Here is a 16,107-nt window from a genome sequence, read left to right on the forward strand (position 1 = left end):
CCCGGCCCCGTCCGCACAGTGAAAGAGAGCGACCCATGTCCAGCACCCTCACCCGGGTCCGTGCCGCCTACGAGCGCGTCGAGGCCGTGGACCGCCCCGAGATCTGGATCGACCTGCGCCCGCGCGAGGAGGTCGAGCGGGAGGCCCGAGCGATCGACGAACGGCTCGCGAGAGGCGAGCGACTGCCCCTCGCGGGCCGCCTGTTCGCCGCCAAGGGCAACATCGACGTGGCCGGCCTGCCCACCACCGCGGGCTGTCCGTCGTACGCCTACCGTCCCGGGGCCGACGCCCCGGTGATCGCCCGGCTCCGCGCGGCGGGCGCGATCGTGCTCGGCACCACGAACCTGGACCAGTTCGCGACGGGCCTGGTCGGCACCCGCTCCCCGTACGGCGCGGTCCGCAACGCGTACGACCCCACGAGGGTGAGCGGCGGTTCCAGCTCCGGCTCGGCGGTCGCCGTGGCGCTGGGCATCGTCGACTTCGCCCTGGGTACCGATACGGCGGGCTCGGGCCGGGTCCCGGCCGCCTTCAACGGCATCGTGGGCCTCAAGCCCACCCGCGGCCTGGTCCCCACGGCCGGGGTCGTGCCGGCCTGTGCCTCGATCGACTGTGTGACCGTCTTCGCCCGCACCCTCCCCGAGGCCGAGCAGGCGCTGTCCCTCATGACGACCGGCACGGCCCCGTCCCTGCCGGGGCGCGGGCCCGGCCCCTGGCGGGTGGCGGTCCCTCCCCGCGAACAGCTCGGCGAACTGGACGAGGGCTGGGCGGAGGCGTACGAGCAGGCGGTGGAGCAGCTCGCGGCGGCGGGCGCGACCCTGCGCGAGCTGGACCTCACCCCCTTCACCGAGGCGGCGGCGATGCTCTACGAGGGCGCGTTCGTGGCCGAGCGCTACACAGCGGTGGGTGCCTTTGTCGACAAGGCGACAGCGGCGAACGACGACACCCTCGACCCCACGGTCGCCACCATCATCACCCGGGCCCGCGACCTCCCGGCCCACCAGCTCTACGCCGACATGGACCGTCTTGCCGAGCTCCGCACCCGAGCGCTGGCCGAACTGGCCGACGCGGACGCCCTGCTCCTGCCCACCACACCCGGCCACCCCACCCTCGCCGAGGTCGCCGCCGACCCCCTGGGCGCCAACGCCCGTCTGGGCCGCTTCACCAACTCCACGAACCTCTTCGACCTGGCCGCGGTCGCGGTCCCGGCGGGTGAGGTGAACGGCCTCCCGTTCGGCGTGATGCTGATCGGCCCGGCCCACACCGACGACCGCCTGGCGAGGATCACGGGCCTGCTCCGGCCGGAGACCCGCCTGGTGGTGGTGGGCGCCCATCTGACGGGCCAGCCGTTGAACCCTCAACTCCTGTCCCTGGGCGCCCGCTACGAGCGTACGACGACCACGGCCCCGGTCTACCGCCTGCACGCCCTGAAAACGGACCCGCCGAAGCCGGGCCTGGTCCACGTGGGCGAGGGCGGCGCGGAGATCGAGGCGGAGGTCTGGCGCCTGCCGGCGGAGGGCCTGGGCCGCCTGCTGTCGGCCCTCCCCCGCCCGATGGCGCTGGGAAGGGTGAGACTGTCGGACGGCACCCATGTGCCCGGCTTTCTGTGCGAACCGAGCGCACTGGAGGACGCCGAGGACATCACGGAGTACGGAGGCTGGCGGCCCTATGTGAACGCCGGGTAGCGCAACTCCCCCAGGGGCGCGGGGAACTGCGCGACCAGCCCCCACGCACCCGCACCCGCCTCCCGGCCCGTCACCCCACCGACGAGTAGGCCACAACCCCCCGCAGCAGCAGATCAACGGCCTTGCGCGCGTTCTTCGCGACGGACGAGGACCCCTCACCTCCGGCCACCGGCGCCGCCGCCGAGATCTGCCCCAGCACATCGATCACCTGCTTGCACCACCGCACGAAGTCCCCGGCCGGCATCTCCGCCTCCCGCAGCACCTCGTCCAGGCCCTTCCCCGAGGCCCACATGTACGCGCACCAGGCGAACCCGAGATCCGGCTCCCGCTGCCCGACCCCCTCGGTCTGGCTGATCCGGAAGTCCTCCTCCAGGGCGTCCAGCCGCCCCCAGATCCGCACCATCTCCCCCAGCGCGGCCTTCGCCTTGCCGGTCGGCAGCTTGGGCGCCATGGCGTCGTCGCCCACCCGGGACTCGTACACCAACGCCGACACGCACGCGGCCAGTTCGGCGGGGCCGAGGCCCTCCCAGACGCCTTCCCGCAGGCACTCGCTGGCCAGCAGATCGAGCTCGCCGTACAGGCGGGCCAGCCGCTTGCCGTGCTCGGTGACCTCGTCGCCGCGCAGGTAGTCCAGCTCGGTCAGCAGGGCCACGATCCGGTCGAAGGTCCGCGCGATGGTGTTCGTGCGCCCCTCGATGCGCCGCTCCAGCTGCGAGGTGTCACGCAGCAGCCGGTGATAGCGCTCGGCCCAACGGGCATGGTCCTCGCGGTCGTTGCAGCCGTGGCAGGGGTGTGCCCGGATGGCCGTCCGCAACCGCGCGATCTCGCGGTCGTCGGCCGCCTGCGCCCGCTTCTTGCGGGCCCGCTCCGGCGGAATGTGCCCGGCCTTGGTGCGCAGCGCGGAGGCGAGGTCCCGACGGGACTGCGGTGAGCGCGGGTTGAAGGTCTTCGGGATCCGCATCCGCTCCAACGCCTCGACAGGCACCGGGAAGTCCATCGCCGCGAGCCGCTTGACCTGCCGCTCGGCGGTCAGCACCAGCGGCCGCGGACCGTCGTGGTGGTCGAAGCCCCGGTGGCCGTTGGACCGCCCGGCGGGCAGCCCCGGATCCAACACCAGCGCGAGACCGGCGTACTTGCCCGTCGGCACATGGATGACGTCACCCGGCTTGAGCTTCTCCAGCGCGACGGCCGCCTCCGCTCGCCGCTGGGCGACTCCCTGCCGGGCCAGCTCCGTCTCCCGGTCCGAGAGTTCGCGGCGCAGCCGCGCGTACTCCTCGAAGTCGCCGAGGTGGCAGGTCATGGAGGCCTTGTAGCCGTCGAGGCCCTCCTCGTTGCGCTGCACCTGCCGGGAGATCCCGACGACCGACTTGTCGGCCTGGAACTGCGCGAACGACGTCTCCAGGAGCTCACGCGAGCGGTGCCGCCCGAACTGCTCCGTGAGATTGACCGCCATGTTGTACGACGGCTTGAAGCTGGACCGCAGCGGGTACGTGCGCGTGCCCGCGAGTCCCGCCAGGTGCTCGGGGCTGCTGCCGCGCTGCCACAGCACCACCGCGTGCCCCTCGACGTCGATGCCGCGCCGCCCCGCACGCCCCGTGAGCTGGGTGTACTCGCCGGGTGTGATGTCGGCGTGCTGCTCGCCGTTCCACTTGACGAGCTTCTCCAACACCACCGAACGGGCGGGCATGTTGATGCCCAGTGCCAGCGTCTCGGTCGCGAACACGGCCTTGACGAGGCCGCGTACGAACAGCTCCTCGACGACCTCCTTGAAGGTCGGCAGCATGCCCGCGTGGTGGGCCGCGATACCGCGCTCCAGGCCTTCCAGCCACTCGTAGTACCCGAGGACGTGGAGGTCCTCGGTCGGGATGGACGCGGTGCGCTCCTCGACGAGGGCGCGCACCCTGCCCCGCGCCTCGTCGTCGTTCAGCCGCAGACCGGCGTACAGGCACTGCTGTACGGCCGCCTCGCAGGCGGCGCGGCTGAAGATGAACGTGATGGCGGGCAGCAGGCCCTCGGCGTCCAGCCGCTCGATGACCTCGGGCCGACTCGGCGTCCACACCCGCGACCGCTGCCGCCGCTCGCGCTCCCGGTCGGCCTCGCGCATCGCCCGGCCGCGCCTGCGGTCCTGGTACGACGGCCGCTGGGCCTCCATCCGGGCCAGCCGCACGAGATCGGGGTTGACGGCCTTCTTGTTGCCCTCGCCCTCCTCGAACAGGTCGTACATCCGCCGTCCGGCGAGCACGTGCTGGAACAGCGGCACGGGCCGGTGCTCGGAGACGATCACCTGGGTGTCGCCGCGGACGGTGTCGAGCCAGTCGCCGAACTCCTCGGCGTTGGACACGGTCGCCGACAACGACACCAGGGTCACCGACTCGGGCAGGTGGATGATCACCTCTTCCCAGACGGCGCCCCGGAAGCGGTCGGAGAGGTAGTGCACCTCGTCCATGACCACGTAGCCGAGGCCGAGGAGGGTCTGCGAGCCCGCGTACAGCATGTTCCGCAGGACCTCGGTGGTCATCACGACCACGGGGGCGTCGGAGTTGACGCTGTTGTCGCCGGTGAGCAGGCCGACCTTCTCCGCGCCGTAACGGCGGCTCAGGTCGGCGTACTTCTGGTTGGAGAGCGCCTTGATGGGGGTGGTGTAGAAGCACTTCTTGCCCTGCTGGAGGGCGAGGTGGACGGCGAACTCGCCGACGATCGTCTTGCCGGAACCGGTGGGGGCGGCCACCAGCACGCCCTTGCCGGCTTCGAGCGCCTTGCAGGCCTCGATCTGGAAGGGGTCGAGACCGAAGTCGTACATCTCGCGGAAGCCCGCGAGCGCGGTGGCCTGCTCGGCTGCCCGCAATTTGGCTGCCGCGTACCGCTCGGCCGGTGAGAGGTCCTCTGTCATCGTGCTTTCGAGCGTACCCGGCACCACTGACAACAGGACGATCATTATCCGGATCGGATTCCGTGAAACCTGCCCTTCACGCAGTTCAAGGGCCGACCACCGACACCGCCGCGCGGACGCAGCGCGCGCTCAGCGGCAGGGGCCCGAGCGGCTCGCCGTCCGCGTACCCGGTGACGCCCTGCGCGGTGATCTCGACGCCGGCCGCCCTCATCACGGTCACCTTGGGATGGTCGACGTGGGTGCCCCGGTACACGCTCGGGAACACCCGCAGCAGGGTCGTACGGCTGCAGTCTCCGACGACGGTGATGTCGAAGAGCCCGTCGGCGAGGTCCGCGCCCGGGCAGATCCGCATGCCTCCGCCGTACGACGATCCGTTGCCGACGGCCACCAGGGTCGCCTCGACCTCGTGGACCCGGCCGTCGTCGAGCGTGATCCGGTACGGGACGGGCCGGAAGGCGGCCAGTTCGGCGAGCATCGCCAGGTCGTACTTGAGGCGGCCCGCGGGCCATCTCATGCGGTTGCCGCGGTCGTTGACCCGGGAGTCGAAGCCGGAGGCGAGGACGGTGCCGAACCAGTGGTCGCCGACCTGCCCCAGGTCGGTGTCGTGGACGCGGCCCTCCTTGAGGGCCTCGGCGATCAGCCGGCCCGCGGCGGCGGGGTCGCGCACCGGCAGCCCCAGGGCGCGGGCGAAGTCGTTGCCGGTGCCGGCGGCGACCAGGCCGAAGGGGGTGCGGGTGCCGGCCACGGCCTGGAGGGCGAGGTTGGCCATGCCGTCGCCGCCGACCGCGATCAGGGCGCCGGTGCCGTCCCTGACGGCGGCACGCGCGCGTGCGAGGGCGTCGGCGGCGTCCCCGCCGAGCACGGTCCGCACGGCGAAGCCCGCCGCCCGCAACGCGGAAGCGGCCGGCTGCGCCGCGTGGGCGCCCCGGCCGCGACCCGCGGTGGGGTTGACGAAGAGGGTGATCTCGCTGGTCACAGAAGTGACCTTACGAGCCGCTTCCCAGTCGTCAGGTCACGTCGTCATAACCGTTGACCCGGTCCGTGCCGGCCTGCTCGGGCAGGGCCCGGCTGGCGGAGACGGTCTCGACCTCGCCGATGTCCTCGGGGGTGAGATCCAGGTCGGACGCCTCGTCGTCGGCGGGGCCCTCGGCCTCGCGGCGGCGTCGACGCTTGTCGTTGACCAGGGAGAAGAGCACCGCGAAGAAGTACAGCACCCAGATCGGGCCGGCCAGCGCGAGCATGCTCAGCGGGTCCGTGCTCGGGGTCGCGACGGCGGCGAACACGGTGATGCCCATGATCATGCCCCGCCACCAGCCGAGCATCCGCTTGCCGGTGATCAGGCCGGTGAGATTGAGCATGACCAGCAGCAGCGGCAACTCGAAGGACAGGCCGAAAACGATCACCATGCGGGTGACGAGTTGCAGCAGGTCGTCGAGCGGGAGCAGGTTGTCGATGCTGCCGCTCGGCGTGAAGTCGATCAGCACCTTCGCGGTGGTGGGGAGCACCGAGTACGCGAAGTAGGCGCCGCCGATGAACAGCGGGGCACCGGTGAAGACGAACGCGTACGCGTACTTCTTCTCGTGCCGGTGCAGGCCCGGGGCCACGAACGCCCAGAGCTGGTACAGCCAGATCGGCGAGGCCAGCACGATACCCGCCGTCAGGGAGACCTGGAGGGCCAGCGTGAACGGCGCGAGCAGGCCGTTGATGGTGATCCTGGCGCACTTCTGCGTGGAGTCGTCCGCCGATGCCTTGGCGAGTTCCTCGAAGCTCTTGCTGCACCCGATCGAGTCCAGGATCGGCTTCGTCAGGAAGTTGATGATGTCGTTGTAGAAGAAGGCGGCGACGACCGTCACGATGACGATGGCCAGCAGGGCCTTCGCAAGCCGGTTGCGGAGCTCACGAAGGTGATCCGCGAGAGGCATCCGCCCCTCGGGATCCCTCTCCTCTTTGCGGGCAGACTTCAGCAACCCACGTTCCCATCTCGTGCGGGCGGGCCGGAGGTCACCGGCCCCGCGTCAGCGCTTGGTCGTGTCCGTCGGCTCGGTCACCGGGCGCGAGCTGGTCACGTCGCCGGGCGAGGCCTGGATGGTGCGCTGAGCCGGGGTCTGCTCGTCGGTGTTGGGCGGGCCGGCCGGGGTGGCCGTGCTGCTGCCCTCGTCCTTCATCGCCTTGGCCTCGCTCTTGAGGATGCGAGCGGACTTGCCGAGCGAGCGCGCCATGTCGGGAAGCTTCTTCGCGCCGAACAGCAGGATGATGACGACGAGGATGAGAATGATCTCGGGGGCGCCGAGCCTTCCGAACATAAGTCTTTACCTTCTCACCGAGGCGGCTTGTGGGGTGCTGTCCGACCGGTCGGACAAGTGTCCGATCAGTCGTGCTGGCAGCGATCGTAACGCTCAGGGGTGAACGGCTGGCAATCCCTGTGCGTACTCCCGGTTCGCGGCCGAGCCTCGTTATCCGGTCCGCGACCAGCAGCGTACCTGCCGATCCCGTCACGGTGACAGGTCGAAGTGGCCCAAAACGCATGCGGGGCTCGACTCACACCGAACTCGCGGCCGTACTCACAGCGAGTCCACGGAGCGGGCCGTGCTCACCGCCGCGCGCTCCAGGTCCTCCGCCGCCCTGCTGATACGCCGCGCCGAGTCCGTGACCTGGCGTCCGAGGCGCTGGGCCTCCAGGAAGACCCGGACGGCGAGCACGCCCAGCACGACGAGACCCACGAAACCCACAGCTACCGCGAACATCGGCCAGAACATGACACCGAGCCTAAAGGGTCTGGAGGGTCTGAAAGGTCTGGAGGGCCTGGAGGGTCTAGAGGGTGGAGTGCAGTCGCAGCGTACGGACCCCGCCGCCGGTCAGCAGTTCCACGATCCGCTCGCCGGCGGGCTTGCGGACGGCCGCGCCGCACTCGGGGCAGGTGAAGGAGTAGAAGGTGGTGCGGCTGGTCGCGCCGATGGCCAGGCGGAACGCGCCGGCGCCCAGCTCGAACCGCTCCCGGCAGTCCGGGCAGCCCGCCTTGAAGGTCACCGGGGCCGCGCTCCGCATCCCCGCGAAGGCGGCAGCCACCGTGATGCCCGCACCAGACGTCGCCGACTCGCTCAAAGCCCCTGCTCCTGCCTGTCGTACTGACCGTCGTCCTGCCTGTCGCGCCCCGTGTCCGCCGCGTGCGCGCCCTGCGCCTCGACCCCGTCGTAGGCCGCCAGGGCCTCGCGGGCGGCCTCCCGGGCGCTGTCGGCGAGGTCGCGCGGCGAGACGATACGACCGTCGCGGCCGAGCCGGAGCGCCAGCCTGCGCAGCGACGCCGGGTCGGGGGTGCGGAGGGTAATACGCAGCCCGCCGTCGGAAAGCTCATCCGCACTGTCGTGCGGGTAGTACTCGGCGACCCAGCGGCCGCCCGGACCGACCTCCACGACCACCTCGGGGTCCTCGGCCGCGGGCTGCACGAGCCCCTCGGAGAGGTCCCTGAGCTCGATCTCCGGGGGCGCGGACGGCTCGTCGAGGATCTTGATCTCGGCGACCCGGTCGAGCCGGAAGGTCCGTCGCGCCTCGGAGCGCCGGCACCAGGCCTCCACATAGGTGTGACCGACGCTGACCAGGCGGATCGGGTCGATCTCGCGTTCGGTGACCTCGTCGCGGGCCGGGGAGTAGTAGCGGATCCACAGTCGGCGCCGCTCGGAGATGGCGCGGTCGACGTCCGCGAAGACCCCGCCCTCGGCCTCGAAGGTCACCGACAGCCGGGAACTGGCGCCCGCCTGTTCCCCGGCCGCGGTCTCGACCTTGGCGGTAGCCCGCAGCAGCGCCTGCCGGTCGCTCTCCCTGAGGCCGGGCAGTGTGGAGACCGCGCGGGCGGCCACCAGCAGCGCGGTCGCCTCGTCGGCGGCGAGGCGCAGCGGTTCGGCCGTCTCCTCGCCGAGCGCGGCGGGGTTGTGCCACCAGATCCGCTCGCCGTCGGTGTCGATGTCGAGCAGGTCGCCGCCGCGGAAGCTGGTGCCGCACATGGGCAGCACATCGAGGTCGGAGACCAGCTCGTCCTCGGTGATCCCGAAGGCGCGGGCCACGTCCTCGACCCGGGCTCCGGGGCGCTCCTTCAGATAGGTCACCAGCGAGAGCATCCGCCGGGTCTGGTCGATGGCGTTCGTGGGCCTGACCGGTTTGCCTGCCACAGTTCTCTTCCGCTCCCCCTCAGCCCTTGGCCACGGCACGCAGCCGGTCCACCACGTCGGCCCGCAACTCGGCGGGCTCCAGGACCACCACGTCGGGACCGAACTCGACCAGCCACGCGTCCAGACCGTGGCCGTACGGGATCTCCAACTCGTCCCACCCGTCGCCGAGTTCCCGCACGGCGGTGGCTTTCGCCCGCAAGGGGTACCCGGCGCCCATGCGCAGCCGGATCAGCGCGCTGCGGTCGGCGGTCTCCCCCGCCCAGCTCGCCACGGTCTCGCGGACGGTGACGACATCGGGGACCGGGGCCGTGAACCGCGCCCCGCGCGAGCGCACCTTGCCGGTGATCCGCGAGAGCCGGAAGACCCGCTCGGCACCCCGGTCCCGGTCGAATCCGGCCAGGTACCAGTGGCCGCGCCAGCACTCCAGCGCCCACGGCTCGACATGGCGCGGCTCGGGGCGGGCGGCGGTCGCCTTGCGGTAGTCGAAGACGACCGGGCGGCGGTCGCGGCAGGCGAGCATCAGCGGCTCGAAGGAGGCCTCGTGCACCGGGATGCGCGGCTCCAGGGCACCGTGCGCCTCGTACGGGTCGACGTCCTCCGGCAGCCCCGCCGCGCGCAGCTTCTGCAACGCGCCGCTGGCCGCGCCGGCGAGCCGGGCCTGCTGCCACACCTTGGCGGCCAGCCCCAGGGCGGCGGCCTCCTCGGCGTCGAGGGTGATGGGTGGCAGCCGGTTGCTGTCCCGGCGGGCGAGATAGCCGACTTCGCCGTCGAGGTTCTCAACGGTCTCGATCACCAGCCCGAGTTCGCGCAGATCATCCTTGTCGCGCTCGAACATCCGGTTGAAGGAGTCGTCGGAATTGGCTTCCAGGTAGGCCTCGATGGACTCCCTGAGCTCGCGCTTGCTCAGCGGCCGTCGCGTCCCGAGCAGACACAGCGCCAGATTCATCAGCCGCTCGGCCTTGGCAATGGCCATCGACGCCCTTCGCCTCCCTATGGTGCTTACGGACGATGACCGTACCGCCCCGAAGGAGCAGGGCAAAAGCCGAGGGCCCATGCCCGGACAGGCATGGGCCCTGGTCGATCAGGTCCGGTCGGATGCCGCACGGCGATCAGACCGTGACGCGATCTTTTAACGACTTCTCGGTGACTCCGGTACGACGATCAGACGCCGAGGAGGTCGACCACGAAGATCAGGGTCTCACCGGGCTTGATCGCCGGAGTGGGGCTCTGGTTGCCGTAGGCGAGGTGGGCGGGGATGGTCAGCTGGCGACGGCCGCCGACCTTCATGCCCTGCACACCCTGGTCCCAGCCCTTGATGACCCGGCCGCCGCCCAGCGGGAAGCGGAACGGCTGACCGCGGTTCCAGCTCGCGTCGAACTCCTCGCCGGTGCTGAAGGCCACGCCCACGTAGTGGACGGTGACGGTCTGGCCGGCCTGCGCAACCTCGCCGTCGCCCTCCCAGATGTCCTTGATCTCCAGGTCCGCCGGGGGCTCGCCGCCCGGGAAGTCGATCTCGGGCTTGTCGATGCTCACGTCACTCGCTCCTGCTTGTTCACGGAAAGGCAACAGGGACCAGTCTTACATCCCCGCCGCGAGGACCTGCGCGCATGTCCCCCGTGCGTCACATCTTCGCGAGGATGTCCACGGTGAAGACCAGCGTGGAGTCCTTCTCGATACCGCTGCCGGCCGGCGGGTTGTCGCCGTAACCCAGCTTCGGCGGAATGGAGATCAGCACCCGGCTGCCGACCTTCTTGCCGGTCAGACCCTGCGCCCAGCCCTTGACGACCTGCTGGAGCGAGAACGACGCCAGCTGCCCCCGCTTGTACGTCGAGTCGAACTCCTTGCCGGAGTCCCACACCACGCCCTTGTACTGCACGAGCAGCGTGCTGTCGGCCGCGACCTCGTCGCCGTCGCCCTCGATGACGTATTCCGCCACCAGCTTGGTCGGCGCGTCCGCCTTGGGAATCTCGATCGAGGGGGCCTTGCCGTCGGTGTTGGTGCCCACCTTGGGCAGCTTGGCGTCAGCCTGCGCGACGTTCTTGCCCTTGGCGGAGCTCTTCGCGTTGAACGTGGCCTGCACGTCGACGACGAACACCAGCGTGTCGGTGCCCTTGATGCCCGCCTGCGCGTTGCCCTCCTTGCCGTACCCCCAGGTGGGCGGGACGGCCATCTGGACCCGGCTGCCGGCCTTCTTGCCCGTCAGGGCGTACCGCCAGCCGTCGATGATGCTGTTCTGCGCGAGCTGGATGACCAGCGCCGTCTTGCGGTCGTAGGAGTTGTCGAAGACCTTGGCCGTGTTCCACACCTGGCCCAGGTAGTGGGCCTGGATGTAGTCGCCCTCGGCGATGGTGGTGCCACCGCCCGCGATGAGCGTCTTGACCGCGAGGTCCTTCGACGGGTCCCCGCTGCCCTTGGCGACCGTCGGCTTCTCACCGAACTTCCTGCCCGCCGTGATCGCCGGCAGCGGACCGTCGACGATCTTCGGCGGCGGCGCCTGGGAGGCCGAGGAAGACGCCGAGGGCGACGCACTGTCGCTCGCCTTGCTCGAGTCGGACTTTTCGTCACCGCATGCGGCGAGAGTGGCCAGTCCTGCGGGAACGGCGATGAGAAGTGAGCGTCGGCGCACGGTGGGGGCCTCGTAATCGGTCGATCTTGTTGATGGCGTGCGCGCAACTCTACGGCGTGCGAAGGGCGCCGTACGGGAAACGTACGGCGCCCGTGTTGCGTTCCGGCGGTGACGCGGAACGCTTCGCTCACATTCCGGCGATCAGTTTCTCCACCCGGTCGTCGACCGATCGGAACGGGTCCTTGCACAACACGGTGCGCTGTGCCTGGTCGTTGAGCTTGAGGTGGACCCAGTCGACGGTGAAGTCCCGGCGCTGTTCCTGGGCCCTGCGGATGAAGTCACCGCGCAGCCGGGCCCGAGTGGTCTGCGGCGGAACGGACTTGCCCTCGAAGATCTTCAAGTCGTTGCAGATCCGGGCGGCTTGCCCCTTCTTCTCCAGAAGGTAGTAGAGCCCACGACGGCGGTGGATGTCGTGATACGCGAGGTCTATCTGCGCGACCCGCGGGTGGGACATGGTCATGTTGTGCTTGGCCCGGTACCGCTCGATGAGCTTGTACTTCATGACCCAGTCGATCTCGGTGCCGATCCGGTCGAGGTCCTCCGCCTCGATCGAGTCCAGCGTACGGCCCCACAGCTCCAGGACCTGCTCCACGGTTCCGGTGCGGATGCCCCGGCGCTCGCAGAAGTCCACGGCCTTCTCGTAGTACTCGCGCTGCACCTCCAGCGCGGAGGCCTCCCGGCCGCTGGCCAGACGTACCTTGCGCCGGCCGGTGATGTCGTGGCTGACCTCGCGGATGGCCCGGATCGGGTTCTCCAGGGTCAGGTCACGCATGACGGTGCCCGCCTCGATCATGCGCAGCACCAGGTCGGTCGCGCCGACCTTCAGCAGCATGGTCGTCTCGGACATGTTCGAGTCGCCCACGATGACGTGCAGACGACGGTAGCGCTCGGCGTCCGCGTGCGGTTCGTCGCGGGTGTTGATGATCGGCCGGGAGCGGGTCGTCGCCGAGGAGACGCCCTCCCAGATGTGCTCGGCGCGCTGGCTGACGCAGTACACCGCGCCCCGCGGGGTCTGCAGCACCTTGCCGGCACCGCAGAGAAGCTGCCTGGTGACCAGGAACGGAATGAGAATGTCCGCGAGCCGGGAGAACTCCCCGTGGCGTGCGACGAGATAGTTCTCGTGGCAGCCGTAGGAGTTGCCGGCCGAGTCCGTGTTGTTCTTGAAGAGGTAGACGTCGCCCGCGATTCCTTCCTCGTGCAGGCGTCGTTCGGCGTCCACCAGGAGTCCTTCGAGAATGCGCTCGCCCGCTTTGTCGTGGGTGACCAGTTCGGTCACGTTGTCACATTCGGGTGTCGCGTATTCCGGATGTGAGCCCACGTCGAGATAGAGGCGTGCGCCGTTTCGCAGAAAGACATTGCTGCTGCGGCCCCATGACACGACACGGCGGAAGAGGTACCGCGCCACCTCGTCGGGAGACAGGCGTCGCTGTCCCCTGAACGTACACGTGACGCCGTACTCGTTCTCCAGCCCGAAAATGCGGCGGTCCATGACTGAACATTACGCCCGATCCCCCGAGCTGAAACGGGGTTCGGCCGCACGGTTTGGATCATTTTCCGATGAAGCCGCAAGCACCCCCTGCCGCGCGGGAGCTGCGAGGACCCGTCCGGTGGCCAGCAGGACCACCAGTGAGACACCCCCCGCGACAGCCGGCACGGCGAAGCCCCACAGGGCCCCGCCGCCCTCGACGACCGGGCCCGCGAGCCCCGTTCCGACCGAGGCGCCCACGGTGAACGTCGTCACGATCCAGGAGAACGCCTCTGTGACCGTCCCGGCCGGCGCGTGCCGGTCGACCAGGACGAACGCGCAGGCGATCACGGGCGCCAGGAACACACCCGCGAGGACCATCAGCAGCGTCATGGCGACCGCGCCCGGCATCAGCGTCAGCGGGAGATAACACACCGCCAGGAAGCCCACCAGCACCTGCAGTCGCCGCGCGGGCTCACCGGCCCACTGCCGGGCCCCGTACACCGTGCCGCCCACCAGGGCCCCGAGACCGATCCCGGCCATCAGCCAGCCGTACACCGCGTCCCCGCCGTGCTCGTCCGCGTACGGCACCGAGGCGACCGTGATGGACCCGAGCGCGATCCCGACGAACAGGAAGGCGCCGAGCAGCGCCAGGAGTCCGGACGAGCGCAGCGCACCCAGCCAGTGCGCCTCACGCGGCCCGGACCGCCACGCGCGCGAGGGCGGCGACACGACCACCGACAAAGCCCCGAGGACCCCGACGACGTTCAGCACCACCAGCGCCGCCTGCGCCGACCACAGCGACACGCACAGCGTCACCAGCAACGGCCCCACGGTGAACATGACTTCCTGCGCCACCGCGTCCATGGCGTACGCCGTGTGCACCTGGTCCTCCCGGCGCAGCACGCTCGGCCACAGCGCCCGGAGGCCGCCCTCCAGGGGCGGCGTGAAGAGCCCCGCGGCCGCCACGGCCACGTAGGCGAGCGGGAGCGGATCGGTGCCGGTGAAGGCGAACAGGGCCATCGCGAGGGCCGACACCACGGCGGACGGGAGCTGCACCCGCGGCTGGCCGTGCAGGTCGACGAGCCGCCCGAGCACCGGCTGCCCCACGGCGTTGGCCACCCCGTAGACGGCCGCGAGAGCCCCGGCGAGGCTGTACGTACCGCCCTCCGCCCGGACGAACAGCACGATCGCGATCGCCGCGGTGGCGTTCGGCAGCCGCCCCACCAGCGTCCCCGTCAGCAGGCGCGCCGCATGCCTCGCCCTGAGGATCTCCAGGTATCCCGCGGCCATGTCCCGCCTCCAAGTCATACGTATAACGTCCGCTCCCATACGTACCATGTGCGCTGTTCGGACGTCCAGACGAAGGAGCGGACCCACGGTGGCACGCAGCAGCACGCGACCGACCAGCCGCGACGTCGCCCAGGCGGCCGGAGTCTCCCAGGCCGCCGTCTCACTCGTCCTCGGCGACAAATGGCGCGGCCGCGTCTCCGAGACCACCGCCGAACGCGTCCGGGAAGCCGCCCGCGACCTCGGCTACCGCCCCAACCTCGCCGCCCGCAACCTCCGCCTCGGCCACACCCGCACCGTCCTCCTCGTCGTCCCCGCCCTCACCACGGAGTTCTTCGCCGGCGTCTACACCGGCGCCGCACGCGTCGCCGCCGAGAACGGCTTCGGCGTCGTCCTGTACCCCTCCCCCGAGGGCATCGGCCCCGCCCGCGACCCCTTCGCCTCCGCCCAGGCCGCCCTGGACGGCGTCATCGCCTCCTCCATGGCCGCCGACGCCCTCACCGCCATCCGCGGCGACCAGCTCCCCCTCGTGATGCTCGACAGCGACCCCTCCGGCAGCCTCGGCGCCGCCATCGTCAACCTCGACATCGCCGACGGCGTCCGCCAGGTCGCCGCCCACCTCCTGGACCTCGGCCACCGCCGCTTCCTGCACCTCGCCGCCGACGTCCCCTCCTGGACCTTCGAGGTACGCGCACGCGAACTGGCCACCCAGCTCGACGCGGTCCCCGGCACCTCCGTCCGCACGGCCCGCGCCCCCATCTCCATCGACGGCGCCCTGACCGCAGCCGAGGCCGCCCTCGCCGCCCCCGGCCCCCGCCCCACCGCCCTGGTCTGCGACGACGACAAACTCGCCGCCGGCGCCTACAAGGCCGTACGACGACTCGGCCTGCGCGTCCCCGACGACATCTCCGTCACCGGCCTCGACGACCTCGCCCTCGCCACCGCCATCGACCCCGAGCTCACGACCGTACGACTCGACGCCGAACTGTTCGGCGAACGCGGCATGCAGGCCCTGCTGGCGGTCCTGGAGGGCCGCACACCCGAGGCAGGCGACATCCCCGTCGAGTTGGTCGTACGAGGCTCCACAGCGCCCCCCAGCGCCCCGTGAACGCCCTGTGCCCCGGCCGGAAAATCGGCCGGGGCACAGAAAGGGTGAGGATCAGGCAGGACGGACGGGCTACTCCTTCCCGGAGTCCTCCGCCTCGTCCGCGCTCTCCGCCTCGGTGGACGCACCGCCGGCCTCCAGCAACCGGCCGAGCTGCCGCCCCACGATGCGCTTGAACTTGCGCTGCTGCGGACGCGTACGGTCCAGCACCGCGACCTCCAGCCGCTCCGCCGGGATCTCCCGCTCACTGCCGTTCGTGTCCCGGGACAACGCCTGCACGGCCAGCTTCAGCGCCTCCGCCAGGCTCATACCGTCCTGATGACGCTGGTCCAGATAGCTGCTGATCGTCTCCGCGTTGCCACCCACCGCCACCGAGCCGTGCTCGTCCACGATGGAACCGTCGTGCGGCAGCCGGTAGATCTGGTCGCCGTCCGGCGTCTCACCCACCTCGGCCACGACCAGCTCCACCTCGTACGGCTTCTCACCGGCCGAGGAGAAGATCGTGCCCAGCGTCTGGGCGTAGACGTTGGCGAGACCGCGCGCGGTCACGTCGTCACGGTCATAGGTGTAACCACGAAGATCGGCATACCGGACGCCACCGATCCGCAGGTTCTCGTACTCGTTGTACTTGCCGGCGGCCGCGAAGCCGATCCGGTCGTAGATCTCGCTGAACTTGTGCAGCGCGCGGGACGGATTCTCGCCGACGAACACGATGCCGTCGGCGTACTGCAGCACGACCAGGCTGCGACCACGGGCGATGCCCTTGCGGGCGTACTCCGCCCGGTCGGCCATCGCCTGCTGGGGAGAAACATAGAACGGCGTCGACACCGGTTATCCGTCCCTTTCTGTGGAAGTCACTGCGATCACCTCGAACAAGACGGCAGGC

Annotated in this window: 15 protein-coding genes; 2 read left to right on the top strand and 13 right to left on the bottom strand. The window is 70.5% G+C overall.

What is annotated here, in order from left to right:
• Positions 1–35: 35 nt before the first annotated feature.
• Positions 36–1,682 (top strand): allophanate hydrolase, encoded by a 1,647-nt coding sequence (atzF, locus tag ABZ098_RS19525; RefSeq protein WP_356592697.1) that lies wholly within the window; start codon positions 36–38, stop codon positions 1,680–1,682.
• A gap of 70 nt (positions 1,683–1,752) precedes the next feature.
• Here the strand turns inward: atzF and ABZ098_RS19530 are convergent, their stop codons facing one another.
• From ABZ098_RS19530 to ABZ098_RS19585, 12 genes are all read right to left on the bottom strand, one after another.
• Entirely contained in the window at positions 1,753–4,617 is a 2,865-nt protein-coding gene (locus ABZ098_RS19530; protein WP_356592699.1) for a DEAD/DEAH box helicase, read from the bottom strand.
• A gap of 40 nt (positions 4,618–4,657) precedes the next feature.
• Positions 4,658–5,548 carry a diacylglycerol kinase gene (locus tag ABZ098_RS19535; protein WP_356592701.1) on the bottom strand — a complete coding sequence of 297 codons (891 nt, stop codon included), beginning with the start codon at positions 5,546–5,548 and terminating at the stop codon, positions 4,658–4,660.
• Between the two features lie 31 nt (positions 5,549–5,579).
• The gene (tatC, locus tag ABZ098_RS19540; protein ID WP_356592703.1) at positions 5,580–6,539 is read right to left on the bottom strand and encodes a twin-arginine translocase subunit TatC; all 960 of its coding nucleotides are present in this window, start codon (positions 6,537–6,539) and stop codon (positions 5,580–5,582) included.
• A gap of 48 nt (positions 6,540–6,587) precedes the next feature.
• Positions 6,588–6,875 carry a Sec-independent protein translocase subunit TatA gene (gene tatA, locus ABZ098_RS19545; RefSeq protein ID WP_123988073.1) on the bottom strand — a complete coding sequence of 96 codons (288 nt, stop codon included), beginning with the start codon at positions 6,873–6,875 and terminating at the stop codon, positions 6,588–6,590.
• A gap of 258 nt (positions 6,876–7,133) precedes the next feature.
• Entirely contained in the window at positions 7,134–7,328 is a 195-nt protein-coding gene (locus ABZ098_RS19550) for a hypothetical protein (RefSeq protein ID WP_356592705.1), read from the bottom strand.
• Between the two features lie 55 nt (positions 7,329–7,383).
• The gene (locus tag ABZ098_RS19555; RefSeq protein ID WP_356592707.1) at positions 7,384–7,674 is read right to left on the bottom strand and encodes a hypothetical protein; all 291 of its coding nucleotides are present in this window, start codon (positions 7,672–7,674) and stop codon (positions 7,384–7,386) included.
• Positions 7,671–8,735, bottom strand: a complete 1,065-nt coding sequence (locus tag ABZ098_RS19560) for a WYL domain-containing protein (protein ID WP_356592709.1) — start codon at positions 8,733–8,735, stop codon at positions 7,671–7,673. The genes ABZ098_RS19555 and ABZ098_RS19560 overlap by 4 nt, the downstream gene beginning before the upstream one ends.
• A 19-nt stretch (positions 8,736–8,754) precedes the next feature.
• Positions 8,755–9,708, bottom strand: coding sequence for a WYL domain-containing protein (locus ABZ098_RS19565; protein WP_356592711.1), 954 nt, complete (start codon positions 9,706–9,708; stop codon positions 8,755–8,757).
• Positions 9,709–9,896: 188 nt separating this feature from the next.
• Positions 9,897–10,268 (bottom strand): FKBP-type peptidyl-prolyl cis-trans isomerase, encoded by a 372-nt coding sequence (locus ABZ098_RS19570; RefSeq protein WP_020117713.1) that lies wholly within the window; start codon positions 10,266–10,268, stop codon positions 9,897–9,899.
• 88 nt (positions 10,269–10,356) lie between these two features.
• On the bottom strand, positions 10,357–11,361 hold the full coding sequence (locus ABZ098_RS19575) for an FKBP-type peptidyl-prolyl cis-trans isomerase (RefSeq protein WP_356592713.1): 1,005 nt from the start codon (positions 11,359–11,361) through the stop codon (positions 10,357–10,359).
• A 127-nt stretch (positions 11,362–11,488) separates the two neighbouring features.
• The gene (gene pafA / locus ABZ098_RS19580; RefSeq protein ID WP_053192758.1) at positions 11,489–12,850 is read right to left on the bottom strand and encodes a Pup--protein ligase; all 1,362 of its coding nucleotides are present in this window, start codon (positions 12,848–12,850) and stop codon (positions 11,489–11,491) included.
• A 9-nt stretch (positions 12,851–12,859) separates the two neighbouring features.
• Positions 12,860–14,119: an MFS transporter gene (locus ABZ098_RS19585; protein WP_356592715.1), complete on the bottom strand. Its 1,260-nt coding sequence runs from the start codon at positions 14,117–14,119 to the stop codon at positions 12,860–12,862.
• 88 nt (positions 14,120–14,207) lie between these two features.
• Between ABZ098_RS19585 and ABZ098_RS19590 the strand changes: the two genes are divergently transcribed.
• A complete protein-coding gene (locus ABZ098_RS19590; RefSeq protein WP_356592717.1) occupies positions 14,208–15,224 on the top strand; it encodes a LacI family DNA-binding transcriptional regulator in 1,017 nt (338 codons plus the stop codon).
• A gap of 69 nt (positions 15,225–15,293) precedes the next feature.
• Here ABZ098_RS19590 and prcA read toward each other — a convergent pair whose 3' ends face one another.
• On the bottom strand, positions 15,294–16,049 hold the full coding sequence (prcA, locus tag ABZ098_RS19595; RefSeq protein WP_356592719.1) for a proteasome subunit alpha: 756 nt from the start codon (positions 16,047–16,049) through the stop codon (positions 15,294–15,296).
• Between the last annotated feature and the right edge of the window lie 58 nt (positions 16,050–16,107).

It is taken from the genome of Streptomyces sp. NPDC006335, from assembly GCF_040612795.1.
Classification (GTDB): Bacteria; Actinomycetota; Actinomycetes; order Streptomycetales; family Streptomycetaceae; genus Streptomyces.